Origin of the sequence: Ureibacillus sinduriensis BLB-1 = JCM 15800 (assembly GCF_000772955.1) — a bacterium.
In the GTDB taxonomy this organism is placed as follows: domain Bacteria; phylum Bacillota; class Bacilli; order Bacillales_A; family Planococcaceae; genus Ureibacillus; species Ureibacillus sinduriensis.
The window spans coordinates 84,790-110,177 of record NZ_JPVO01000042.1 but is presented as its reverse complement, the minus strand read 5'-3'; the positions used below and the strand labels follow the sequence as shown (position 1 = coordinate 110,177).

Here is a 25,388-nt window from a genome sequence, read left to right as displayed (position 1 = left end):
TGAGTCCAGTAAATTACCGAAAACATGCCAGCCAATTAGCTGCATAAAAACTCTAACTTTAAGGGGTCACTACCGGAAAGTGCCCGAATGCTGTTTGATGTTAGGTTGATTTTACGAATTATTCTCTGTAGGGGTCCATTTACAATCAATTATCAGAATGGTTTTCATTTAACCTGAGTAGCCTCAATATTATATAAACGATTGGAATAGCGAGTAAAATCGCGTATAGTCCATTCAGTCCATTTGGCTCACCAAACATCATGTAAAGCAGTTGATCCAAACTTGGTATGCCAAGCCACCTTAAAACTCCCGACAACAAAAATACCCATGTACAGATTCCTAGAATAAATATTGCTTGTTTACTCATTTGATTCCCCCGATTTCTAATTTTTTTTTATGCTTTTATTTATCTTATTATATCCTGAGAAATCCAAAATAGTAAGATACTCCTATAATTTACTCCTTCAGACATTCAAAATTTGTTGATTCGTTACAAATTACAACATTCTGCTAAACTTAGCCAGCCTTTTCATATTCTTAATAAAATGTTAACTCTACTGTATTTGTGGAAGTTAAAATTTATCCTTAGGAATCCAATTAGTATCTTTCCAATAGATGAGCAATTTTTCATTTTCCACAGAGACATTTCTTTGAACCCACAACTGTCAAAACTTTCCCCTGACACGGTGCTGCAATCTCTTTAAGCCTGTTTGTCATGTAACAGAATATATAGTGACTTATAGTATTTCTATGCGGCCAACCAAAGATGTTCTATGAAAAATTATAAAAACCCCGAATAATGCACTTAATGAAAAGTGACATTATTCAGGGTTCAGATACGAGTAGTTGCATACTACTCACTCAATAACCGATTAGAAGACGAAATTAACGGTTATTATTGTTGTTATTGCTACGATTGTTGTTGTTATTGTTGTTGCGGTTGTTATTGTTGTTGCGGTCAAAGTTTAAATCTTCAGCAAACTCCTCACGGTTGTTGCGGTTGTTTGCATCGTTGTTTTGACGATTATTACGTTCGTTATTGTTGTTTCGTGCCATGATCATCTCACCTCCACAATAAATATATTGTGAAGATAGTGGCTTTTTCATTCGCCTAAATTTCTTAGTAGAAAATCGAATAAATGGAAATTTTCATGACGTATCAATTCTACTCTAAAAAGAAATGATGTAATGACCAACAGTAATTTTTTGCGTCTTTATTAGATATGCAATTTAGCGCGTGTACTGGCTTACTCTCCAACCATTCCGTCCTTATCCGCATCATGCATATAGGGATATAACCAATGATCGCTCGTTATTGGCATTTTGTAACCTGCCGCTTTTGCTTCTTTAATCGTCACCTGACCATTACCGTTTGTATCAACAGTGGAAATTTCACCGGTTGTTGTGTTTGACTTAGTTGAACCGTAAGACTCGCTGCCTGTTAAACCAAGTGATGCATTTACTTCATCAGGGTTCACATTGTCAAATGCATCAACGATTTCTTTCCCCATTAAAGTATAGGTATACTGATAACTTGAAGGAATCTGCGTTTCGGTATTTGGATAGGAGATAATTGCTACAAAATTAGAAGCTCCACCTGCCTTACGGATTGCATCCTCCAAATAAGCTTGATCACCATGTCGGTTGAGCGTACTATTTTGAGGAGTAATATTATATGCATTCGATACCCCTCCGAGAGAGTCAGCAATGATATGCCCTTCATCTAATACGTCACTTTCGACACCAGGGACTTTTGCCTCATCCGCATAGTATCTGCCAGAAGACAATACTGGTTCGGTACGGTCATCTTGCAGAATAATTTTGTCGGCAATGACACGTACCAATTGTCCGTATTCATTTGTAAATGCCCAATATTCACGATCTCCGTAACCAATGTTGACGACGACATTAGGTTCACGGTTACCAGACAAATCACCACCATCTACTTCAATAAGTTTGTATCCTTGGAACAATTCGTTATTTTGTTGGGTTGGTGTTTCCTCTATTTGCGGTTCTTCAACAACACTAGTGATTGTTTCTTCTTTTTCACTATTTTTATTTTCTTCCGTTGTGCTTGCTTCTTGTGAATCTCGTTCTATACCAGTTTGAGATTCATCTTCCATTTCTGTACAACCAATCATAAAGATGGCTGTTAAAAGTAAGATTAAATAATTCATTTTCTTTTTCATTTAGGACTCTCCTATATTAGTTTCACACTGTTCATTCAAAAATCTAGGAAAGTCTACATAGAATAACATGGTTAACCTATTTTTAATCGTATACTCCAATACTAAATTTTTTTCACGAATCAACTTGTATTCATTTCTTATTTTAACATAGAAACTTCTATAGCCCAATCACGGTTTAGCGCTATCCAACAATATGTGGCTATTACTAAAAAAGCCCCAATTCCACTCATGTATTATAAGATTGTTTTTGGAATCAGGGCATTTTACTGAATATAAGTATCTGCATAGTATTCTAACACTGTACATATAATCAATTGATCAATGACAATTAAAATAATTTTACGGGGGTACTAACTTATCGAAGCGATAGCTATCATCCCATTACTACTTATGATGATTATTTATCTAGCTATTATGGGTTTTACGATCTGGTTTGCCATTAGCCTTATTAAAGCTCAGAATGAACGAAATACGGTACTTAAAGAGATTTCAAACAAACTCAAAAGTATAGAGTTCAGTAAAAAAGAAGTGTGAGACTCTTCTTTTTTACTGAACAGTTGAGTCGATTATGCACTAAGCACAGCTTTATATGATGTGACACATTTCTGAAAAAAGAAAGGCGTCCGGTAGTTGAATTGCTTCTGAGTTGTATTTTTCGATCAAAATATGCTGAGTACATAGTTATGAAATGCATGCAGTATGATGACTGTCCATAATGAGCCCGTTTTCTTAAAAATAAATCCAAAAAACTATGCCCACAAGAAAAACATAAATATGAGAACCAACCGGAGGAAATGTACCGTTATATATCCAAATTGGATAATGTATGACTAAAAATAAAAATGACGTAAGCACATTCGCCTTCCAAAAAGTCCATTTTTTTTCTGAACTCCTGTAAAATGAACCCTCTAAATACAATTTCCTCAGCTAGGCTATGATTACAGTATTTAGATAGTCATCGAAGGATAATGAGAAATGTAGCGAAACACCATCAAAGAAATAAGCCTCCATAATTAATCCCGCTCCTAAGAGCAGCGACAGAAGAATGCCCCAAAGTACTCCGGACATCACATTGACGTTCATTTTTAGATAACTCATTGGATCTGCCTTTAAATGAATTTTTACATAAATCCATACCGGAACAATCCATATGACACTTTTAACCAAGCTCTCCAGCAGGGGCGACAGAATTTCTCCAAAAGCATATATGTATTCAATTAACCACAATTCTTTGATGGACCACGCGAAGTAAAAAAAGACTAGATAGCCCACCATCACACTGCCATCATCTTTTTTCACTTTATATGCAAGACTCAAGTATCCTCACCTCTTTTTATATTTATGTTAAGTGGGTTTTAAGTTGAACAACGACTTTGAATAAGTACATTACTGGATATCCCTCTATCAATTTCCATTCACTCGACACCACTTTCTAGAATGGCAAACGTACCATTTTCACAATTGATTTCTGCCATTGCGCCATATGGCAGTATAAATTTGGGTTCAGTATGACCGAAATTCAAGTTATAAAGAATCGGCAAATCCTCCAAATCATTTTCCTTCATTACTGTTCGAATTATTTCTTTATAATCATCATAAAATTTTTCATCTTGTGGCTTTCCGAAAATAATACCATTTGTTTTATGCAGAATTCCTTGTGCCGCGTAATTTCGCAACCAATATTTCATAAGATTTGGTTGTGGTTTTTCTTCGGAAGTCTCAAAGAAAAGTATGCTGTTCTCCCAATATTTTTCCTCAGGCCAAACTTCTGTTCCTTTAGCAAACTCCAATACTTCAATACAACCACCTATCAAATGCCCTTTTGCTGTCCCTGAACCTTGGATTACTTCGTAACCAAAGTTTTTTTGGGTTATTCGGCGACGGTTTTTATTCTCTTCTATCCATTCCAACCGTTCACTCGTCCAATGATTAGCCGGTTGAATTTCTCCAATAACTTCATTTGAGAAAAGCGTTCGATTTACCATCTCAATCGTATATGGATCCATTGCTACATTTTCGGCAAAATCAGTCAAAATTGCCGGACCATAAAATGAAGTAATGCCTGCTTTATGGCAAAATAAATGCGAAATCGTCACATCGGAGTATCCCATAAATATTTTAGGATTTTTACGTATTATTTCAAAATCGATATAAGGAAGTAAGCGAATACTGTCTTCTCCACCAATATTTGCAATGATCCCCTTGATACGCTCATCTTTGAATGCCGTCATTAAATCTTCAGCACGGGCCTGTGGATTGTTATAAAGATAGTCCCCACCTTTCAAACTATTCGGCATTGGTATAACCTGTAGTCCAAACACTTCCTCTAAACGTTTTACCCCTTGTTCATATCGCCATCTGAGTGCTGGTTCACCTGCTCCGCCCCAGGAAGGACTTACTGTTGCTATGCGGTCTCCCGGCTTCAATTTTGTTGGCTTAATTAACACATTAATTCCCCCCAATTTTATATGGATTCAAAAATCATCTGCTTTTCATGGATATGGTCCCGAGCGGAAATAAACTATATCCTTTGATTGCACTTTAAAAATAATAAGCAAAATAGTTGATTCAGAGTTATCTATAATTAGATTTTCATGACCATACGCACGGTTTTTAATGTATGTCCATCGAATAGATCATCAAACTCTTCAACTATTTTGAATCCTTTTGCTTCATAAAAGGCCTTCCCGATATGATTCTCTTTTTCAACGTTTATATAAATCTCCTTGATTCCCTCTAAATCAATGATAGCTTGTTGCAATAAAGCGGTGCCAATCCCCAGACCTTGGAGTTGTGGATAAAGATAAATCGCCGCCAATTCAACTTTCCCACCGTCTCTTATTGGAGAATAATTTGCAAAACCGACAACTTTCCCTTCTACTTCAGCAACATAAAGAAAAGAACGTTCTAGGCGTCGTTTCATATTTTCATCACTATAAGCAGTTTTTAAAAAGTTATTTTGCACCTCTACGGGAATTATGCCTTTATAGGTTGCATACCATGTGGTTTTCGCTATATCCTGGACTTGTTTTATGTCTTCGTCTTGCATCGGGCGAATGTTCATTTCCATATAAAGCCCCCTAAATATTTTCATATAAACTGATTGTTTCTCTCTCTACAACTTTGCTCATATCATCCCGTTTGATTAGGTTCCAGTCTCACATAATTTTGTAAAATGTATATTTTATAGTTTTCTTAATAATACAAATATTTTTTTATCATTTCAATTATCGTAAGGGAAATATTTACAGTATCTTCTTTATTTAAATACTCTCATATAATAAGTTGTATCCTGTCTTACGCTGGAAATAGTATACCCAGATAAGAAAAAAGCAAGCTGACTTTTAAAGCAGCTTGCTTTTTCGCAAGTAGAAAGTTTATCTTATAGAGGATATCAACAAAAGCATTATGTACGATTCCTGTAAGATGCCAATATTTTATTTTCCCTCTGGATTATTGCACAACCTCTATAGATAAACCATCTTTTCGCTTCTAGTTTCACACATAGTGTTGGTGAAGGAATGCTATTCCGTTTTTTTCGAAAACATCTTTAGATTAAGCGGATGAATCATTTGATTTTCTAGCATTTCACGATTCTTTTCTATTATTTCTTTATTTTTAGCTATTGTTTCTTTTATATCTAAATGGATTTCATTTTCGTTCGTTTTAGGATTATTATTTAAGTTTGTATCTACTTGAGGTACTGTTGTCTTATTCTTATCCATATTAATTTATCCCTCCTGTATGCCTTACTCTTGTATAATCGTTCGAATACGATATATATGATAAAATTAGGTAGCAATCTTTCATAATTAATAATAGATTTTTATACCGTTCTTATCACAGAAGTTAAAGAAACATGGTTACCTTGTTTCCAATTTATTTATAGATAAAAAGACTATCTCATATGAGATGAATACCTCTAATCATTTTTCAGGGAAAGCGCTGACTTTTAATGAGTATAAAAACACCCTGTTAGTATAAGCTGCTGTATCCATTTAAACTCTTATTACAGAAGTGCTCACAGTTCTTTGTTATAATAGTCTACTCTGCAAATCCTCTGAGAGCTTAAAGACCATGACGCGTTCCCCGGTAACTGTACTTATATCTGTATAAAAACTCAGCACTTCCAACCCCGTCAAGTTTGTGATGGCTTCTTTCAATTCATCTATCCCTGATTCCACCAAGGTATTTCGCATTTCTTTTATGGATAATAGACCCTCTTTATCTTTGCATACTGAATATTCAGCTGGTGTCAAGATCCCTCTCAACACTACCACCACCATATCTCGTAAGATATCTGATTTTACCGACACGGAACCGCGTCCTAAGTAATTTTTCTCCCAATGAGTTAACACCTTACTGATTTCGGCTTCAAGAACACCTTTTGTTTTTTCCATGTACTTCACTTTCCTCTCATTACACATTTAGTGCAATACATTTATTACTTTAAAATGTTGCTAACGTCTGTATCCTCTAGCTATTAACTATAAGCTAAAAACATATCTCTTCCAATATGGCACAAGTCTCGATTTTTGAACAGAGAAATAGCTTACGTCTTCTACCACTGTCCATGAATCCAATAAGTCCACAAGCACCCAAGTATCTGGGTGCGAAGAAGATTAAGTTGCAGCAAACGTTTGATCTGCCCTGTTTTGGCATTAATGGCTATCAACAATCCTATTTGGTCGTCATAGGCCGTTTAAGCAGATCGCAAAGAGGGTAAAACATTCTAGCATACCTTTAAATGTAGAGGTGGTTTAGGAAAATAGATGCCATCGAAATTTGTATCAAACTAGTAATCTCGAATATACGAATAACTCAGTTAGTATAATCTAATTTCCTACCACAGAAATAAATGTGTACAAGAAGCAAGGAATTATATCTAAATTTTCATTCTGGACACTATTTTGTGAACCTCCTTTCTATCAGTTAATGGCGCATTTATTTGTAAAAGATAAAAAACCGACAATTAAAAAGATAATGGTTTTAATACAAACCATTAAACTTTGATAATTGTCGGTTTACTTTTAACTAACCTAATCTAGGTTTTTTAAATAGTCTACCTAATATTTACAATTGTTAATCAAATGTCCATTTTACTCTTTGTCCAATAATCAATACTCTAAATATTGATAATCAAACTAAAGGTAATAGGATCATATAGATCTCTCTATTTATATATTAGATTTTATTATTAATATAACACTCTGTCAAGAGATAACAAACTTTATTTATTCTTCTCCTATCACGATTATACTGCTTGAAACAATGATTCCCACATTTTTTCCATTTTTACTCCGTAAGTCTACTTTCAATTTCAGCTTCTGAACCCATTCTTACTCGGCAATCCTACATAATTAAGGAAGAAACTGTATTAGATAAACTTTTGTCTATGGAATAAAAGCATTCATTGTACTGAAAAGTATTCTTGTATAAGGGTGGGTAAGTTGTTCATCTTCCCAATTAGCCAGGTATTCCACAATTTCACCTTGGTACATTACCGCTACAAAATCACACAATTCTTTTGTGAATTCCAGGTCGTGTGTAATAAATAGATAAGTTAGACCATCCTGCCTTTGAACCATTTTCAAAACTTCTATTATACCCTTTTTTGATTCGCCATCCAGACTAGCAATCGATTCATCAAAAATGATTAGTTCAGGTTTAACAGCCAATGCTTTTGCAATACATAAACGCTGCTTTTGCCCACCACTTAATTGATTAGAATAATGCTCCAGAAATGAAGCATCCAAACCAACCAAATGCAACAGTTTCATGCATTGTTCTTGCCAATTCTTTTCATCTGGGAAAAAATTCCGAATGGGCTCTGCAAGTATTTCTTTAACTTTCATATTAGGATGCAAAGATGATGAAGAATCTTGCAATACCAATTGGATATTTTTAAAGAATGAATAATCGCTCACTTTTTTTGAATGGATGTTTTGACCTTTCCATAAAATCAGACCTGAAGTAAGTTTTTCCGTTCGCATAATTAATTTGGCTATGGTACTTTTTCCGCTGCCACTCTCACCTACCAGTGCAACGCTCTCTCCTTTTGAAATTGCAAGGCTGACATTGTGAACAGCCACTTTTTTCTTGGTCTTTCCCCTTCTTAGCTTTAGAGGATATTCTTTCGTAACTTGCTTTAATTCTATCAAAGTCATAAAATTACCCCGCCAACCTCTATATGGACGACTCGATCTGCATATTTTTTCAAACTGCCTTCATCATGCGAAATGAGAAGTATCGTCATCCCTAAATTATTTTTCATTTTTTTTAATAACTCCAGCACTTTATCACGATTCACTGCATCAAGGGCTGTTGTCGGTTCATCGGCAATTAATACTCTCGGCTGCAAACTCAGCATCATTGCTAATAATACTCGTTGCCTCATTCCCCCGCTTAACTCGAATGGGTAGGATTGAAAAATTTGATCAGGTTCATTGAAGCCTACTTCATTTAGTAGATGCAGTAGAAAATGTTCCACTTTTCTATTTGAACCAAGCTTTCTATGGCGAACTGTTTCCAACATCTGTTTCTTAACTAACCTAATGGGATCCAAGCTGTTTAAAGAATGTTGTAGCATCAGCGCAATGTGATCTCTTCTTAATTTTTCAAACTGTTTCTCGTTAAAGTGAACAATATTTTTACCTTCAAATAGTATCTGCCCATTTGTCACACTTAACTCTTTATCAAGCAATCCAACAATTGCTTGTGATACAATGCTTTTTCCTGCACCACTTTTTCCAGTCATCGCAACCATTTCACCCGGGTATAACTCAAATGACACATCTTGCAAAATGGTTTTTTGCTGTTGGCGGTGCCTATATGAAACTTCTATATGATGAACCTTCAATAATGGGCTTTTTTCCAGCATATTATATCTCCCTGCCTACAGCTGACTCATATTTCTCAAGTTTTTCACTTACTAACTGGCAAGCTGAAACAAACAATACAATCGCAAGTCCCGGGAAAATCATGACGTACGGTGAAATTTGAAAGTAATCTTTTGCATCGTTTAACATTGCACCCCATTCCGGTGTTGGCGGCTGGGATCCTAAACCCAAAAAAGATAGACCGGCAATATTTAATACAATTTTACCTAAATCTAGGGCACTGTAAATGAGAATGGGCATAGCTATCTGAGGAAGTACATAACGGATCAATATACGATAATGCGAGTTTCCAGCCATTCTTGCAGAGAATATGTAATCTTCCTGGCATATTTTCACGACCAAACTCCGAATAAAGCGAACACTGTTGGCCCAACGAACCACTACAATCGCGAAAATCATATTGATTAAACCAGGGCCTAATAATCCTACAATCCCAATCGTCAATACAATATCCGGAATTGCTAATGTACTATCGATAATCCTCCTCATCATATGATCTGAACGCCCCCGAATATAGCCTGATAGTAATGCGATTGGAATACTAATCAACAACGTGAGAAACATAATGATAAAAGCCGACGTCGCACTGATCCGGATTCCATGGATTATACGGGATAGGATACAACGGCCGAGATGATCTGTTCCAAACGGATAAGTCCAACTTGGAGAGTGTAATCTAGCGGCCAAATTAACAGCTAATGGATCATGAGGCGCAATCCAAGGTGCAAAAAGTCCCAATAAGAAAATACTGAACAGGATACCCATGCCTATAAGTAAGCTTAAATTTACTTGCTTCAATTTCAGCAGCATTCTTTACACACCTCCTATTCAGCATTTAATCGAGGATCAATTAAGATAGAAATACCATCCACCAACATATGGATTACTAGGAATAAAAGTGAAGCAAAAATGACGTACCCTTGAATGACAGGATAATCGCGCATATTAATGGATTCAATTACGTATTGCCCTAATCCCGGCCAAGAAAAAATGGTTTCTACTATAATGCTGCCGCCCAGCATAAATGCAAAGCTTGTACCCGTCATCGTTACAATGGGCAGCAAAGCATGCTTCAGTAGTTGAAATACAAATATTCTATTCTTCGAAATCCCCCTCGCTTTAGAGGCCTTCACAAATGGTTGCTGCAGCATATCCAGCAAATTTGCACGTAATACTCGTGCATGGATCGCCCCTAAGCCTAATCCAAGAGTTGACGCGGGCAATATTACGTTTTTCCAATTCTCCCTTCCCATGGAAGGCAACCATCCAAGAGTAACAGAGCACACATAGATTGATAAGAAACCTAGCCAAAAAGTGGGTATTGCCGAACCTAGAAGCGCTAATACACGTCCTATTTTATCCAATGTTCTATTTTGATAGATAACTGAAGAGATACCTAAAAACAATGTGATTGCCAACATAATGGCAAGCCCTGCAATTGCTAACTCCAATGTAGCTGGCAGTCTGGCTATTAGCTCGTTTATAACAGGCTTTTGGGAAACGAAAGACGTCCCCCAATTTCCTGAAAAAATTTGCTTTATCCATTCAATGTATTGTCCTCCAACGGAATTGGTCAAGCCAAGTTCACTACGCAACGCATCGATTGATTCATCGGAAACAGGAACATTATTGGCTTTCAACATAATTGTTGCGGGATCTCCGGGTGAAATTCTAACCAGGAAAAACGTTATCGTCGCAACAAAAAAAACAACAAGAAACAGTTGCAGGAGCCGTTCTAATACGAATTTACCCATAGTGTTCAATAAGTTCTATTAATATTTGCATTATTATAATAGTATTCGATTGGCAGTGCCTTGAAGCCTTCCAATTCCTTGTTTACAGCAAAAACAGTGTCTGGGTATACAACATAGGAATGAGGAACTGCTTTTTCAATTTCCTCTTGAATTTGAATGGCTAATTCCGTGCTTTTCTCTGTATCTGTTATCTGATGCAACTCATTAATCATTGAATCCACCTTTTGAGAAGCAAAATGGTTCATATTTGAGGAGCTGTTTGATTTATAGAAAATCTCCAAGAAAAAATACGGACTACCGGTATGAGCTGTCAGCATACTGTACATCGCTAAATCCCATTCTTCATTTACGAGTGCATCGTCAATATTTTCCACCTGGCGAATATTTACTTTCATCCCCTGTTCAAGCAATTTGCTTTGTATAACCTCAGCCATCACAGTCAACTCAGGGCGTTGGGGGAATGTTAAGAAAGTGGCTTCAAAGACAGTTCCATCCTTTTCCCACATGGCATCGGTGTTTTTTCTCCACCCATCTTGCTGCATTAATTGTTCAATAGATAGCTCTTCTTGTTCTTTATTTACTTGTCCAAAAGGTACCACCGGTGAAAATGGGCCAACTGCTGAAGTCCCTTTGCCCTTCATAACAGAGTCAACAATTTCTTGACGTGGAATCAATGCGTCCACAGCTTTTCTTACAGCTAATTGCTTAAATAGTGGGGATTCCATATTGTACATGACCATATGTGTTCGCAATGACTTAGCAGTTAAAACATCAAATCGATCACCCTTTTCCAATACTTCGATATTGTCCACCGAGATATCTGTTGCACCATCTACATCCCCGGACTGTAAAGCCATCAAACGGGTAATGCCGTCTGGAATAAACTTAATCGTAACTTCATCTAGTTTTGTTTTTTCTCCCCAATAGCCTTCGTATTGTTTTACAATGAGCGATTCATCTAGGTTAAATTCTTTTATGGCATAAGCACCTGTGAACGCTGGATAGCTAACTTCATTGTCCAGGGATTCCACATCCACGATGATCGTTCCTGGATTTGCTAAATTTGAAATCAATGCCGCATTAATTTCCGTTGTTTCAATTTTCAGCTCATTTTCAGATACAACTTCCATTGCTCTAATTTTCAGTAAGTTCTTTGTCCCTTGGTTCTTGTCAATGGCACGCTGTAAAGAATTCATTACGGCAGCTGCATCAAGCGCTTTGCCGTTATGAAAGGTGACATTTTCCTGGAGCTGGAATAACCAAGTTGTATCATTTACTTGCTTCCATGATTTCGCCAGCCACGGGCCCGGTGTTAAGTCTTCATTTAATTTAATCAATGTTTCCGCAGTTCCTGACCGCATAATTTCCCAGCTATCCCCACTATGAGGATCTAAACCAGATGGACTCCAAGGAAACGCTAGAGTCGCTGTTTTTGCACTTGTATCTTTATTTTCTGAGTTAGATTGTCCATCTTTATTCGTGGAGCACCCAACTAATGCAATGATGCATAATGCCATGCAAAACCAGTTAATCAAATGTTTGTACGATTTCTTCATTTCTTCTCCTCCTAAGGTAATCGTTTGAAGCAAAACGGTACAGTAAAACTCCAATATAAAAAGCACTTCCGACAACTTATGAGGTCAGAGGTGCCTTGGTAGGATAGAAAGAAATGTTTAAAAAGCGACAAAATATCACCAGCAAACTAACCACCTCCCTATCTCCCGTAGGTCTCTTTAGTGATGTTTAAATAGGCAGGTCTCCTGACTTATCTTCTTCATAAACTACGCCTTCCCGCTTTGGTAAAAAACAGTGGCATCATGCAGGTTACTCTGAATTACAGTGGCGGGAACCGTGTTGGATTTACACCAAGCTTCCCTTTTAAGCTATAATAAAATATATATAGCACCTATTTAAAAAATTCTGAAGTTGAGTTTATACTACCATAAAATACAACCATTATGTCTATTTATTTACTAATTTTGTATTTTAAATTTTCATTAATAATGACGTGTACTAGCTATTTCTTACTTATACGAACCTCCTTCTTTTGTTTGATAATATCCTTAAATAAAAAAAGTATATTTCAAGGGAAGCGTAGGATTACAATTCAATTAAATCTTTATTCATTAATTTCGAATACCAATATATCGAATAATTTTTCATCAGTATAAAGCAACATTGCCCATTCTCCCGGTTTTGGGATGCTGACGTTTGAAGGTATGTGTGCATCCGCTCCATTATTTTCTCCTCCAAGATGTATCGACCAACCTGTTGTAAGGATTTGATGGATACTCCCCGTTTCTTTGTGGAGACCAACAACCGTTAGTTCCACTTCTCCCAGAGTTTCAATCCCCCACAAATGCCACATCCACTTTTGATTGTTGTTTAAGCTTGGCATATCTGCACCAATCACACCCGATTTATTTTCATTACCCATCATATTACCATTGAACATCGATGCTTTTTTACTCCAGTCAACGTCTTCAAAATCACTCTCTTCGACAAAACTAGGTATATCGTCAGGTAGAACCAACTTTTTTTCATCTGCTTCATTTTTGGAACAACCAACAACCATAAAAAGCATGCAAACTAAAATTATACATACTGTTTTCAGCTTCAAACTATACCCCATAACGTATATTTTTAGTAATTTTACCACTTACAACTTTATTTTCGTTTTAAAAAGTGTGATTTTTAAAAACTATTATTCTTTAAAAATGATCCATTTTGTATTAACTTTAAATATACAAGTCCAAACCACCTTATTTCAAATAATTACCCGGAAAAGGCAAGTTATCTGGGGGGATTTTTTAAGTATTTATATTATCCCCTTTTTTCTATATGAGAAAAATATAAGGACCAACCCCCAAATTGCACAAATACTATACATAAATGAATAGGACGAGGCATCGGCAATTGGTCCCATCAGTACACTGCCAAGTGATACACCCAAGTCAGCCATTGCAATAAATAACCCTAATAAAACATTGCGATTATCTTCCTCCAATACAAAGCTAAGATAGGTAGTTAGTGTAGGGTAAATTAGTGCTTGTGCAACCCCCATTAAAATAGCACCAAAGTAGAAAAACGTGAATCCAGCTACACTAGCATAACTAACAGAATAGGAGGCAATAGTCAAAATCAACATGGCAGACACTATAAATCCATTATGCCATTTGCCGTCGGATGGAATTCGCTTCATGAAGGTTAATCGTGTTAAGACAACAACAGCTGCTTGAAGCATAAGATAAATTCCTGCACTTCCATTGTCGATTTGTTTTGCATAAAGAGGAATAAATGTTGTAATTGCCCCAAATATAACGGAAGAAACCAACATTAGGATGCTGCACCTAAAAAGAATAGGGTTTTTGACTAGTTGGTGAAAGGACCAAAAGATGTTGGTACTTTGAGGTGCTTTTTTAGAGTAAGCAACTTTTGCAGATTCTATTTTTGTACTGTACCCGACTACCCCCGTAAGAATTGCAATTGTTACCATGACTATAGTAAATAGGTTCATTCCATGTTGCCAAACACCCAACGCTAAAAGTGGACCAATGATTCCAGGTATATAAGAAAATAACGAATATAATGATATTCCTTGTGATCTCTCTTCTTCAGGAAGAGCATCAATGATACCGATTTGCAAGGCCATTGAAAAGAACGCTGTTGATATCCCTTGCATCATTCGAGCAAAAAAGAAGCCACTTAGACCAGTAATCGAATATAAAATTAAAGCTATTCCATTTATTATGAGAATAATATGCAGCACTTTCATGGGGCCGTACTTATGTATAATATGTCCTGCCCATGGGCGGAAAAACATTGTTGTAAATAGGTAAGCCCCCATAATCAAGCCTATCATTGCATTTGTAGCCCCAAGTTCCTCACCTTGTAGAGGGATAATCACATTTAGTATCGAGTTAGCGCTAAAATAAAGAAGCACTAGTATATATAAACGAATAAACGTCCAGGATAATGCTCCTTTCAAGATATATTCTCCTTTCATTACTAGCGGCTCTTATTTATTCAATTAGAATAGAATAAGATTTTTGAGTAATTTTTTTGCATATGGGGATTCTACTAGATGTAAATCTTTTGTAGGAATCGTTTCTTGAACTCGACCGTCCTTAAAAATAAGTAGTCGATCACAAATATAAGTCGCTGCTTGAATATCGTGCGTAATAAATATATATCCCATCTTATAACTATTTTTTAATTCTTTAAGTAAATCCAGAATTTGCAACTGAATAGACACATCAAGTGAGCTGATCGCCTCATCGAACAATATATAGGAAGGTTCTGTTGAAATTGCTCTTGCGATGCATACTCTCTGGGCTTCCCCCCCTGATAATTCATGAGGATATTTATGCTTATAGGATGGGGATAAACCAACTTGTATAAGCAGCTTATCAATTATAACTGCCAAGTTTTCTTCAATGTTGATTGCTCTTAAAGGTTCAAGGATAGCGTCTTCGACAGTAAAAAATGGATTAATGGAAGAACGATAATCTTGAAAGACGACGCTTATCTTGCTCTTACGGTTTTTCCTTTTAAAAATACTTTCACCATTAATCATGATTGAACCCCTTTCTGGGCGTTCAATACCGATTAATAATCTTCCAAGAGTTGATTTGCCACTACCACTTTCACCTATAATTCCAAGACATTCTCCCTGACTACACTCAAAACTTACATCTTCCAATATTTTTCGCGAGCTGCTTTTAAAAAATCCATTGTTGTTATACGACTTATCGACATGATCAACTTTTAACAAGATTAGATCGCTCCATTAATTTAATAAAATTGTCACTTATTGTGCTTCTTGTTTTAATTAAATATTTTGTATAATCATGTGCAGGGTTTGCAAAAACAGATGGTGTGTCACCCTTCTCTAAAACTTTCCCTTCTTTCATGACTAGTACCTCATCGGCTATATTCCGCACAACCCCTAAATCGTGTGAAACGAGTATGATTGCGCAATTCATATTTAAACGAATTTTACGAAGTTGTTCCATTACTTCACATTGTGAAATCGTATCCAAGGCTGTAGTAGGTTCATCGGCAATAATGATATCGGGCTCCAATGCGAGCGCAAGTGCGATCATAATACGTTGCAGCATCCCACCGGAAAGTTGGTGAGGATATTTGTTCATGATTTCTTTTGCGTTTTTCAAATTCACACTTTCCATCGCCTGAATCATTTTTCGTTCACTTCTTTTCTTTTCCCAATTAAGATGCGTTTTTAGTGTTTCAAATAAATGAACCTTGATTTTGCAAGATGGATCAAAAGCAGTCATGCCATTTTGAAGAATCATGCAAAAGTTTTTCCCTCTTTTCTTTCGCATCTGCTTCTCGGAAAGAATTTGTAATCGCTCGTTTCTGAAATGAATTTCACCATCTTGACATAGAGATTTTTTATTTAGCTGGGCAAGAGCTCGACAAGTAACGGATTTGCCACTACCACTCTCTCCTACAATTGCAAGGCACTTCCCTTCTTCCAATGTGAATGAAGTATTGTGTACGATGACACGCTTTGTATGTGCATCCCATACTCTTAAGTTATTTACTTCCAGCAAAGCCATACCTTCAGCCACTCCTTTAACAATTATTCTATAATTTTACTCGGTTGCCTAAGCTCTGGATTCAATGCTACTTGTAATGAATCGGATAAAAAGTTGAATCCTATCACGACGCTGATAATTGCAACACCAGGAGCAATCATCAGCTCAGGTCTGGTGAACATCACTTCTCTCGCTTCACTGAGCATCATTCCCCACTCAGCATTAGGTGCTTTTATACCTAATCCTAAAAACGATAGACCTGAAATTTGTAAAATCATAGAACTCATTGAACTGCTTGCAACAACGGCGATATCTGAAAAAGTCAAAGGCAGGATGTGTCTCAGAATGATGCTTCGATGGGACAAACCAATAGTCCGTGCGTATTTCACATACTCCATTTCAATATACTGCAAAACGGATGTCCTAATAATTCGGGCAAACCATGCCCATTTCATTAAAACAAAAGCGAATAAAATATTTTCCAAACCAACACCCAATATCCCGACAATTGCAATGGTAATAACATACACAGGGAACGAAAGCATGACATCACAAATTCTCATGATGATTGAATCGACAATTCCTCTGTAATATCCTGCTATAAAGCCCATTACAGTGCCTATACAAACCGATATGATTAAGGCAAGGAAAATCCATAAAACACTTGCGCGAATACCATAAAGGATTCGCGAAAGCACGTCTCTGCCTAAATGATCGTTTCCTAATAAATGTTCCCAAGACGGGGATGCATACCGCAATGGCATATTGATCGCTAAAGGATCATGAGGTGCAATAATTGGTGCAAATACACCCATCAACATGACCAATACAAGGAATAAAAGAGACGTAATTCCAAGTTTATCCCTAACAAGATTTCTTATTAATCTCATTAACTATCATTCCTTATCCGAGGATTTAACATAGCATTTAAAATATCCGATATCATATTAAAAATTACGAACGCAACCGCCACGATTAAAACGTAGGCTTGAATAATCGGAAAGTCCCGATTTAATATAGCTCCTATACTCAAACTGCCGAGACCAGGCCATGCAAAGACATTTTCAATCACCACTGTACCACCTAGAATTAGAGGGATGGCCATGCAGAATATTGAAACAGCTACTTGGAGAGAATTCCTCAAAATATGCCATGTAATTGTATATTCAGATAAACCAGATGCCCGACCATACAGAACATAATCTTCATTCAAGTTATTGATCATCGCACTTCGTATATTTCGGAAATAGATCCCGATATACCCTAGAGATGTGACTAAGACAGGTAAAATATAACTTTCCACACCTTCCATCCCGCTTGTTGGCAATAAATCTAGCTTGACGGAAAACAAATAAATACAAACAGCACCAAGCAAGTAGGATGGAGTGGCTGTAAACACAAACAGTATCGTGCGCATCCACCGGTCTACCATTTTTCTTTCATTCACTGCACAAATAACACCGATTAGGACAGAAAAAATAATGATGACAATCGTAGATGCAACAGTCAGCTTGAATGTGTTGATAAAAGCCGGACCAACCAAGTTCCATACCGGTTCATTTTTGACATATGAATTGCCGAAGTCTAGTTGCAAACTCGAAATGAGCCAATGAAAATATTGAATGATAAACGGCTTATCCAAACCTAGCTCTTCATTTGTTCGTTCTATTAACTCATCAGTAATCAAAGGAACTTCCTGAGCACGTAAAATGACCTCAGCTGGTTCGACTGGGGAAAAGCTAATTAATAGAAAGGTTAAAAAAGATACCGCCAGTAACAGTGGCAAGGTAATCAGTATCCTTCGTGCTATATAGGCTCCCATTAAATTCTCCTTCCTGCCTAACTAACGGGCCCTTAGTAAGACTAGTAGTTAGGCAAAATCAGTTTGCTATTCAAAATACATCTTTTCGAATGGTAGTTCATATTGTGTTTGCTTAAATGAAATGCCTTTTAAATTTTTGGGTGCCACTACTGTCACATTGCCATTTGTAATCGGAATAAAAATGGCTTCATCATGAACCGTTTTTAAAATATCTTCGTACAAAAGTTTGCGCTTTTCTTCATCGATGGTTGTTAAAGTCTCCTCTATTTTTTTATAAAATTGCTCTGCATCAGGAATTCCTTTTGTAGCGTGTAGATAGGACGCCTCTGAAGTAAAGGCTGCTACCGTGCTTTGTGGATCATAGGCCAATCCCCAAGTTTGATTGAATAATAAATCATAATCACCTGTTGCTCTTCTATTTGCAATTGAAGTTGATTCCTCACCGTTTAGTTCCAGATTTATCCCAACTTCCTTTAATGATCCTTGAATGAATTCTGCTTGAGCCTTTTGTGAAGGTGAATTACTGTCATAATAAAGTTTCATTTCCAGTTTTTTGCCGCCCTTTTCTCTAACTGAATCTTGGCTGCTAATGGTCCATCCCGCATTTTCCAAAATTTCTTTCGCCCTGGCAATATCATAGTTTCTCTCTTTAAGAGAAACATCTGCATAGTTAACATTTATTGAGAAAAGTGAGTTTGCTACTGTTTCAGCGCCTTCAAATATATCCCGACTTATTGTTTCTCGATCTATTGCATACCAAATTGCCTCGCGGACATTTTTTTCACTGGCAGGGCTCTCACTTTTGCCACTATTTGCAACAATCATCTTAGTGTTCATTTGTTTGCTCCTAGTCAGTTGATAATCCCCTGCTTGTACGAGTTGGTTAATTCCTTCAATATTGATGCTGTCCGCACCACGATCATCAGTGAATGCAAAATTGACTTCACCTTTTTGCATTGCCAATAATGTTGTTTCCCCGGCTGGAAGTACTTTAGCTGTAATTTTTTTTATTTTAGGAACACCAGCCCAGTAATCTTCGTTCGCTTCAAAAACGGCATATTGATCGACTTTATGTTCTGTTAATTTAAAAGGTCCTGTGCCATGGAATCCGTTGACGCCATCTTTTGTTTCGCCATTTTTGAAATCATTCGGTGAAAGAAAAACATAGGGGCGTGTCATTGACAATTCAACTAACGTTGGATAATACACTTCAAAAAGAGTTAATTTAACTGTATATTCATCTACCTCCTCTATACTTTTGATCTTATCGGATAACTTAATCCAAGCATGCTTTTCTTTATTGTTTTGGACAGCTTCAAAGTTTTGTTTTACTGCTTTTGCATTGAAATGTTCGCCATCATGAAAAGTAACATCTTTTCTTAAATGGAATGTATATTCCGTCCCGTCCTCCGAAATTTCCCAGGATTCTGCGAGCAATGGCTTGATCCCCTCCTCCGTATTTTCAACTAAAGATTCATAGACCATCCCTTGAGCCGACATCGAACCCGGGTACAGATGCGGATTCATGTCATTAATATCCTTTACTGTGGCATACACTAATTCATCGGTATTTTTATTGTCTTCTACTTTTGTCGATGTACAGCCTGCCAGAATTGTTATGGCCGCTAACATAAAAAACATTGTTTTCAGTTTTATAAACAAAATTCTCTCCCCTTATCTCAATTCTCATTGGTTATTTTTTTCGTGAAATGATTACTACGATTCAAATCTATTTTAAATAGTAATCATTACGATTTACGAACACAATTATTAATATAACAGATATACAGTTTATGTCAATACAGTAATTAATAAGAAATCGGTATAATTATTTACTGCTGTCTGAGTATAATTAAATGCCATGGCAGAACTGCTTTTCTTTCAGGTTGAAATGATATGTATGAAGTTATTAAGAGGATATTTTCGAAGGGTGTGACAAGCAAATTTGTTTCCCTATGCACGCATACTGAATAGCGCGCAGCAATTTTTTTCAGTTCCTAAAAGAAGTTTTGTTTTGTGAAGAAGCATTAATAGAGCTTCATTCTGTACCTTCAACCGTTCTATTGGGACATATACTCGTCCCCTGTCGCTATGGGGTCACATTCACATCTCTATCGTGACAAATCATGAACTCCCTTTCTTTCTTCTGTCCAATTAACCGTTTTATTGGGACAATATACCCGTCTCCCGTCGCCATGGTGTCACATTCCCATCTCTATCGTGACAAATCATGAACTCCCTTTCTTTCTTCTGTCCAATTAACCGTTCTATTAAGACAAAACACTCGAGCTCCGTCCTCCTTGTGTCACATTCACATCTCTATCGTGACATATCATGAGCTTCCATTCTTCCTTCTGTCCAATTAACCATTTTATTGGGACAATATACTCGTCCCCCGTCGCCATGGTGTCACATTCAACTCTCTATCGTGACAAATCATGAACTCCCATTCTCCCTTCTGTCCCATAAACCGTTCTATTAAGACAAAACACTCGAGCTCCGTCCTCCTTGTGTCACATTCACATCTCTATCGTGACAAATCATGAACTTTCATTCTTTCTTTTGTCCCATTAACCATTCTATTGGGACAATATACTCCTCCCCCGTCGCCATGGCGTCACATTCAACTCTCTATCGTGACAAATCATGAGCTTCCATTCTTCCTTCTGTCCCATTAACCATTCTATTGGGACAAAACACTCGATCCCCGCCGCTATTGAGTCACATTCACATCTCTATCGTGACAAATCATGAGCTCCCATTCTTCCTTCTGGCCCATTAACCATTCTATTGGGACAAAACACTCGTCCCCCGTCGCCATGATGTCACATTCAATTCAGACTATGGATAAAATATTATGTTATAATAAACCTAAAATTGGAAGGGGAGGATAAATTTGAGTAGCGAAGCCTTTACTGGTTCTGATGTGTTAGTTACATTGATAATGTTTTCTTTGATCATTCTTGTATTTTTCTTTGTCTTTGTTATAGTTAGCAGGCGGCTTACTAAGCAAAAGCCCTCGAACAAACATCAAAATATCGAGCAAAAGCTTGATAGAATAATTGAATTACTTGAACAGGGTAAGAAATAGTGATTTTTATCCTGTTTACTTCATTACTTGGCTGCATAATCTAGTATTCAATTAAAAATTAGAGCTTCAATAAAAAAAAGACACAATTCTTTTACAAGAATCGCGCCTCGATTTTTTGATTACCAAACTTTTACTTACCTTTCTAAAGCACCCTCTACACTTACTAACTAGCCTGCTCACCCTTTTATTGAATCCAAGAAAAATATTTACCATGACCATCAACTTCATTTATAATCTTTATTTTCTCAGTACTGGATTGCGTTATATAATCGATATGCAAATGCCGATCATACATATTGTTGTATACATGATAGATAGGATGCTGTTCACTGATGTTATGAATCATTGTTAATAGTTTGATTTTCAAAGATTCATCAAATTGATTGGCCACATGTGTGTGGAAAATTACCGTTTGAGTACCGTTATCAATATTTTGTAAGAAAGACGGGATAACTTGTAAGAAGTCTCCTGCGTATAGTTTTTTGGGAATATTCTTATTGAGTGTGCGCACCTTTCTTAATAACTCTTTACGACTTTTTTGTTCAGGCCAAATAAGTGCCTGCATCCATTCGTAGTCTTCTTCTTCATTGAGGTCTACTATGTTCAAATCTACACCAACCCGCTCACTTACTTGAAAAGGTCTAATAGCGGTCAAAGGCTCGCCATTGTTTTCAGCATGCACCACCACATCACTTTTGAAGTTACCGAACTGTAGAACTTGATTAGTTTCTTTAATCTCATATTGATAGTTGTCTAAATTTAATAATAATCCCGCACTTGTTCCAATTTCAATTAATGTTAAAGGTTTTCCGGTTTTATATGCTATTTCACTCATAATCGGATATAAATACGAGCTACGATTCAATTCATTTGTTTGGACAAGTTTTGTAAGGAAACAATTGATTAATGCTTCCTCATTAAGACGAACAAATTCTTTCAAACATTTAAAACTTTCTTCTAGATAGTTCTCTGACTGGTCAAATATGGAGTAATAGGTTTTTAGAGGATGGTTTTGTTTTAATGCCAAATATTGGACACTTGCGAAAAACATATTGGGCTTAGGTTGAGAATCTGGAATAAACTGAATCAATGTAAGCAATTCTCTATCTTCTGAAATTTTCTTGCTCCAATAGGCATAAAGCGGGATACTTTTTTGTGCCTCAACTTCGCTGAATCGAATAAAAATCTTTGCTAATCTTTCCATCGAATACACCGCTTTAACTATAAAAATATTATGTGAAGGTTTGTTCCAATATTTTAAGTGGCTATATCACCAATAAATCAATGATGAACATATTACTAAAAAACTAGATAACTATATACATTGTATAATTCCATAAAAAATATCTGCGAACTGATTTCGGAAATTACTTGAACCGATTTTTACGGAATTCGATCCCATTCTAATAAACCTGCGAGTTAATTGAATATTAAATAACGAGGATTATTGTTGGTTATCCCTCTATTTTTTTTCTATCTCCTTCTGATTTCATCGCACTCACAACCAAATAAAGCCTTCTAAAAAAGACAAAGTAGTTAAGCAATAAAAGTATCAACACTCCATAGGTCTGTTTAGGAAAACTTTGCAATATAAAATCTTTTTGTAAAGCTAGAAAAGAATGTATCATCACCAATAAAATGAAATAATAAATTACATATATCAAGTCCTTTTTCTTCTTAAACAAGAAGGAAAATAGTAATGTTGCTATCGATACAATAATAAAGATATACATAAAACTTAAAACATAGTTAGCGAATTCCAAATTCACCCTCCTAGTAGTATTGCCTTATAATAATAGAAGACTTCTTCGACTTAGCAGCGGGGAAAGGCCATCTCCACTTAAAGGATTTATGGTTGCAAGCCATATATTTTTTAAACAATCGCCATTTCAAAATAACTTTTTTTCTATAAATTTATTGGTTTATGCTAAATTTTACTTGATCATTTATGAGTTATATTTTACCATATTTTGTTATATAGTAAATCAGTTATTGTAAAAAGGCGTATTCCTTTAATGAAGAAATACGCCACGGCAATGATAAGTATTCGGTTATAAATTTTATTACAAAGGGAATCGGAATGGTAAGTAACAGACGTTGGGATTTAATCAGGTGCAAAAGCTGTTCTCCCCATTAATAACTTGTATTAAGCATGTTGTGACAATTTCCCGTTTTATCACGTAACATTTAGAAATCCCTAACTAAGCATTAATGATATAATTTCCCGCCCGATTCAGTAAACTCCTCGCTTTTTTCTTTCATGCCTTTCTCAATCGCTTCTTCCAGATCCAGTTTATTTTCTTTAGCATAATTCCGGATATCTTGGGAAATCCTCATACTGCAAAATTTCGGTCCACACATTGAACAGAAATGAGCTGTTTTTGCCCCTTCGGCAGGCAATGTTTCATCATGATATTCCAAGGCGCGTTCAGGATCCAATGATAAATTAAACTGATCCCTCCAACGGAATTCAAAACGAGCTTTTGACAAGGCATCATCTCTTTTGCGTGCTCCTGGGTGCCCTTTTGCTAGATCTGCAGCATGTGCAGCTATTTTATAAGTGATCACTCCTTCCCTTACATCATCGCGATTCGGTAAACCAAGATGTTCTTTTGGTGTTACATAACAAAGCATCGCAGTTCCATACCAGCCGATCATCGCTGCACCAATGGCGGATGTTATATGGTCATAACCAGGCGCGATGTCAGTAGTAAGGGGACCCAAAGTATAGAATGGCGCTTCTTTACATACCTCCAGTTGTTTGTCCATATTTTCCTTTATGAGGTGCATCGGTACATGTCCCGGGCCTTCAACCATAACCTGTACGTCATGCTCCCAAGCAATTTGTGTCAATTCCCCAAGTGTTTCTAATTCCGCAAATTGCGCTTCGTCATTTGCATCCGCAATGGACCCGGGACGCAATCCATCTCCTAAAGAGAAGGCAACATCATAAGTTTTCATGATCTCGCAAATTTCTTCAAAGTGAGTATATAAAAAGTTTTCTTTGTGGTGGTGAAGACACCACTGTGCCATAATTGAACCGCCACGGGATACAATGCCTGTTAAACGTTTTGCAGTTAGAGGTACATATCGTAACAACACCCCTGCATGAATGGTAAAATAATCGACACCTTGTTCAGCTTGTTCAATCAGGGTATCACGATAAATTTCCCAAGTCAGGTCTTCCGCGACTCCCTTCACTTTTTCAAGCGCTTGATAAATCGGTACGGTCCCGACAGGAACAGCGGAATTTCGAATAATCCACTCCCTTGTCGTATGGATGTTTTTACCTGTCGACAAATCCATGATCGTATCCGCACCCCACCGTGTTGCCCATGTCATTTTTTCAACCTCTTCTTCGATGGAAGAGGAAACAGCCGAATTTCCGATATTGGCATTAATTTTCACGTGGAAATGACGCCCTATTATCATTGGCTCTGATTCTGGATGATTGATATTTGATGGAATAATTGCACGTCCTCTTGCAATTTCATCGCGAATAAATTCAGGTTTCATATTTTCCCTTAATGCGACAAATTCCATTTCAGGCGTAATGATGCCTTTTCGTGCGTAATGAAGCTGTGTTACATTTCTCCCTTTTTTTGCACGCAACGGTTTATGCTTTAAACCGGGGAACCTATTATGATTGGCACGAGGATCATTTTCATCTTTGAATCCATTGTCTTCAGCTTTCATTGCTCTCCCTTCATATTCTTCAACATCCCCTCGTTCATGTATCCATGTACTTCGAAGACTCGGAAGACCTTTTGTAATATCAACCGAATAATTGGCGTCCGTATAAGGACCACTTGTATCGTAGACACGGACTGGCGGATTTTCTTCTTCACCAAAGCTGCCGGACGTCGGTGTTAGTTTTATTTCACGCATCGGCACTTTAATATCAGGTCTCGACCCTTCAACATATACTTTCTTACTACCTGAAAAACTGGACATGATGGAAATACTTTGTTCGTTTAATAAGTTGGATGACATAACGTAAATCTCTCCTTTGATTTTCATTTAACGGACGAAATCTAGAACAAACGAAGTCGATAGCATATGGAGTATATAA

General features: G+C 36.7%; 25 protein-coding genes and 1 riboswitch. Of the genes, 1 reads left to right on the top strand and 24 read right to left on the bottom strand.

From position 1 onward, the window contains the following. Positions 1 to 145 precede the first annotated feature (145 nt). From CD33_RS04550 to cntA, 21 genes are all read right to left on the bottom strand, one after another. Complete coding sequence (locus CD33_RS04550; RefSeq protein WP_036198590.1) at positions 146 to 367, bottom strand: hypothetical protein; 222 nt, start codon at positions 365 to 367, stop codon at positions 146 to 148. 518 nt (positions 368 to 885) lie between these two features. Then, positions 886 to 1,056, bottom strand: a complete 171-nt coding sequence (locus tag CD33_RS20445; protein ID WP_176400125.1) for a hypothetical protein — start codon at positions 1,054 to 1,056, stop codon at positions 886 to 888. A gap of 191 nt (positions 1,057 to 1,247) precedes the next feature. Next, entirely contained in the window at positions 1,248 to 2,189 is a 942-nt protein-coding gene (locus tag CD33_RS04545; RefSeq protein WP_036198588.1) for a DNA/RNA non-specific endonuclease, read from the bottom strand. 659 nt (positions 2,190 to 2,848) lie between these two features. Then, entirely contained in the window at positions 2,849 to 2,926 is a 78-nt protein-coding gene (locus tag CD33_RS20930) for a hypothetical protein (protein WP_084591258.1), read from the bottom strand. 190 nt (positions 2,927 to 3,116) lie between these two features. Further along, positions 3,117 to 3,506: a hypothetical protein gene (locus CD33_RS04540; RefSeq protein WP_036198587.1), complete on the bottom strand. Its 390-nt coding sequence runs from the start codon at positions 3,504 to 3,506 to the stop codon at positions 3,117 to 3,119. Positions 3,507 to 3,604: 98 nt separating this feature from the next. Beyond that, positions 3,605 to 4,636, bottom strand: coding sequence for a S66 family peptidase (locus tag CD33_RS04535; RefSeq protein WP_036198585.1), 1,032 nt, complete (start codon positions 4,634 to 4,636; stop codon positions 3,605 to 3,607). Between the two features lie 137 nt (positions 4,637 to 4,773). After that, positions 4,774 to 5,259 carry a GNAT family N-acetyltransferase gene (locus CD33_RS04530; protein WP_036198584.1) on the bottom strand — a complete coding sequence of 162 codons (486 nt, stop codon included), beginning with the start codon at positions 5,257 to 5,259 and terminating at the stop codon, positions 4,774 to 4,776. A 454-nt stretch (positions 5,260 to 5,713) separates the two neighbouring features. After that, a complete protein-coding gene (locus CD33_RS04525; RefSeq protein ID WP_036198582.1) occupies positions 5,714 to 5,914 on the bottom strand; it encodes a hypothetical protein in 201 nt (66 codons plus the stop codon). A gap of 309 nt (positions 5,915 to 6,223) precedes the next feature. Next, entirely contained in the window at positions 6,224 to 6,589 is a 366-nt protein-coding gene (locus tag CD33_RS04520; protein WP_036198580.1) for a Na-translocating system protein MpsC family protein, read from the bottom strand. 993 nt (positions 6,590 to 7,582) lie between these two features. Further along, a complete protein-coding gene (locus CD33_RS04515; protein ID WP_036198579.1) occupies positions 7,583 to 8,356 on the bottom strand; it encodes an ABC transporter ATP-binding protein in 774 nt (257 codons plus the stop codon). Continuing rightward, a complete protein-coding gene (locus tag CD33_RS04510) occupies positions 8,353 to 9,069 on the bottom strand; it encodes an ATP-binding cassette domain-containing protein (RefSeq protein WP_176400123.1) in 717 nt (238 codons plus the stop codon). The genes CD33_RS04515 and CD33_RS04510 overlap by 4 nt, the downstream gene beginning before the upstream one ends. A gap of 1 nt (position 9,070) precedes the next feature. Next, positions 9,071 to 9,898 (bottom strand): ABC transporter permease, encoded by an 828-nt coding sequence (locus CD33_RS04505; RefSeq protein WP_235863388.1) that lies wholly within the window; start codon positions 9,896 to 9,898, stop codon positions 9,071 to 9,073. A gap of 14 nt (positions 9,899 to 9,912) precedes the next feature. Then, the gene (nikB, locus tag CD33_RS04500; protein WP_036198604.1) at positions 9,913 to 10,842 is read right to left on the bottom strand and encodes a nickel ABC transporter permease; all 930 of its coding nucleotides are present in this window, start codon (positions 10,840 to 10,842) and stop codon (positions 9,913 to 9,915) included. 5 nt (positions 10,843 to 10,847) lie between these two features. Beyond that, positions 10,848 to 12,398 carry an ABC transporter substrate-binding protein gene (locus tag CD33_RS04495; RefSeq protein ID WP_036198577.1) on the bottom strand — a complete coding sequence of 517 codons (1,551 nt, stop codon included), beginning with the start codon at positions 12,396 to 12,398 and terminating at the stop codon, positions 10,848 to 10,850. Between the two features lie 177 nt (positions 12,399 to 12,575). After that, positions 12,576 to 12,767: riboswitch (cobalamin riboswitch) on the bottom strand. A 194-nt stretch (positions 12,768 to 12,961) separates the two neighbouring features. Next, entirely contained in the window at positions 12,962 to 13,462 is a 501-nt protein-coding gene (locus tag CD33_RS04490) for a DUF4871 domain-containing protein (protein WP_309299186.1), read from the bottom strand. Between the two features lie 198 nt (positions 13,463 to 13,660). Next, positions 13,661 to 14,830: a staphylopine family metallophore export MFS transporter CntE gene (cntE, locus tag CD33_RS04485; protein ID WP_036198575.1), complete on the bottom strand. Its 1,170-nt coding sequence runs from the start codon at positions 14,828 to 14,830 to the stop codon at positions 13,661 to 13,663. Between the two features lie 42 nt (positions 14,831 to 14,872). Further along, positions 14,873 to 15,616: an ABC transporter ATP-binding protein gene (locus CD33_RS04480; protein WP_036198574.1), complete on the bottom strand. Its 744-nt coding sequence runs from the start codon at positions 15,614 to 15,616 to the stop codon at positions 14,873 to 14,875. Further along, positions 15,603 to 16,424, bottom strand: coding sequence for a staphylopine uptake ABC transporter ATP-binding protein CntD (gene cntD, locus CD33_RS04475; RefSeq protein ID WP_036198573.1), 822 nt, complete (start codon positions 16,422 to 16,424; stop codon positions 15,603 to 15,605). The genes CD33_RS04480 and cntD overlap by 14 nt, the downstream gene beginning before the upstream one ends. A 23-nt stretch (positions 16,425 to 16,447) precedes the next feature. Then, positions 16,448 to 17,293, bottom strand: coding sequence for a staphylopine uptake ABC transporter permease subunit CntC (cntC, locus tag CD33_RS04470; protein ID WP_036198572.1), 846 nt, complete (start codon positions 17,291 to 17,293; stop codon positions 16,448 to 16,450). After that, positions 17,293 to 18,225, bottom strand: coding sequence for a nickel/cobalt ABC transporter permease (opp1B, locus tag CD33_RS04465; RefSeq protein ID WP_036198570.1), 933 nt, complete (start codon positions 18,223 to 18,225; stop codon positions 17,293 to 17,295). The genes cntC and opp1B overlap by 1 nt, the downstream gene beginning before the upstream one ends. A gap of 66 nt (positions 18,226 to 18,291) precedes the next feature. Next, a complete protein-coding gene (gene cntA / locus CD33_RS04460; protein ID WP_036198602.1) occupies positions 18,292 to 19,866 on the bottom strand; it encodes a staphylopine-dependent metal ABC transporter substrate-binding lipoprotein in 1,575 nt (524 codons plus the stop codon). 1,285 nt (positions 19,867 to 21,151) lie between these two features. Between cntA and CD33_RS20925 the strand changes: the two genes are divergently transcribed. Continuing rightward, on the top strand, positions 21,152 to 21,316 hold the full coding sequence (locus CD33_RS20925) for a DUF4083 family protein (RefSeq protein WP_373906681.1): 165 nt from the start codon (positions 21,152 to 21,154) through the stop codon (positions 21,314 to 21,316). A gap of 184 nt (positions 21,317 to 21,500) precedes the next feature. Here the strand turns inward: CD33_RS20925 and CD33_RS04450 are convergent, their stop codons facing one another. From CD33_RS04450 to thiC, 3 genes are all read right to left on the bottom strand, one after another. Next, on the bottom strand, positions 21,501 to 22,520 hold the full coding sequence (locus CD33_RS04450; RefSeq protein WP_036198568.1) for a DUF2332 domain-containing protein: 1,020 nt from the start codon (positions 22,518 to 22,520) through the stop codon (positions 21,501 to 21,503). 250 nt (positions 22,521 to 22,770) lie between these two features. Further along, positions 22,771 to 23,079, bottom strand: coding sequence for a hypothetical protein (locus CD33_RS04445; RefSeq protein WP_036198567.1), 309 nt, complete (start codon positions 23,077 to 23,079; stop codon positions 22,771 to 22,773). Between the two features lie 445 nt (positions 23,080 to 23,524). Further along, positions 23,525 to 25,309, bottom strand: coding sequence for a phosphomethylpyrimidine synthase ThiC (thiC, locus tag CD33_RS04440; RefSeq protein WP_036198566.1), 1,785 nt, complete (start codon positions 25,307 to 25,309; stop codon positions 23,525 to 23,527). Positions 25,310 to 25,388: the final 79 nt, after the last annotated feature.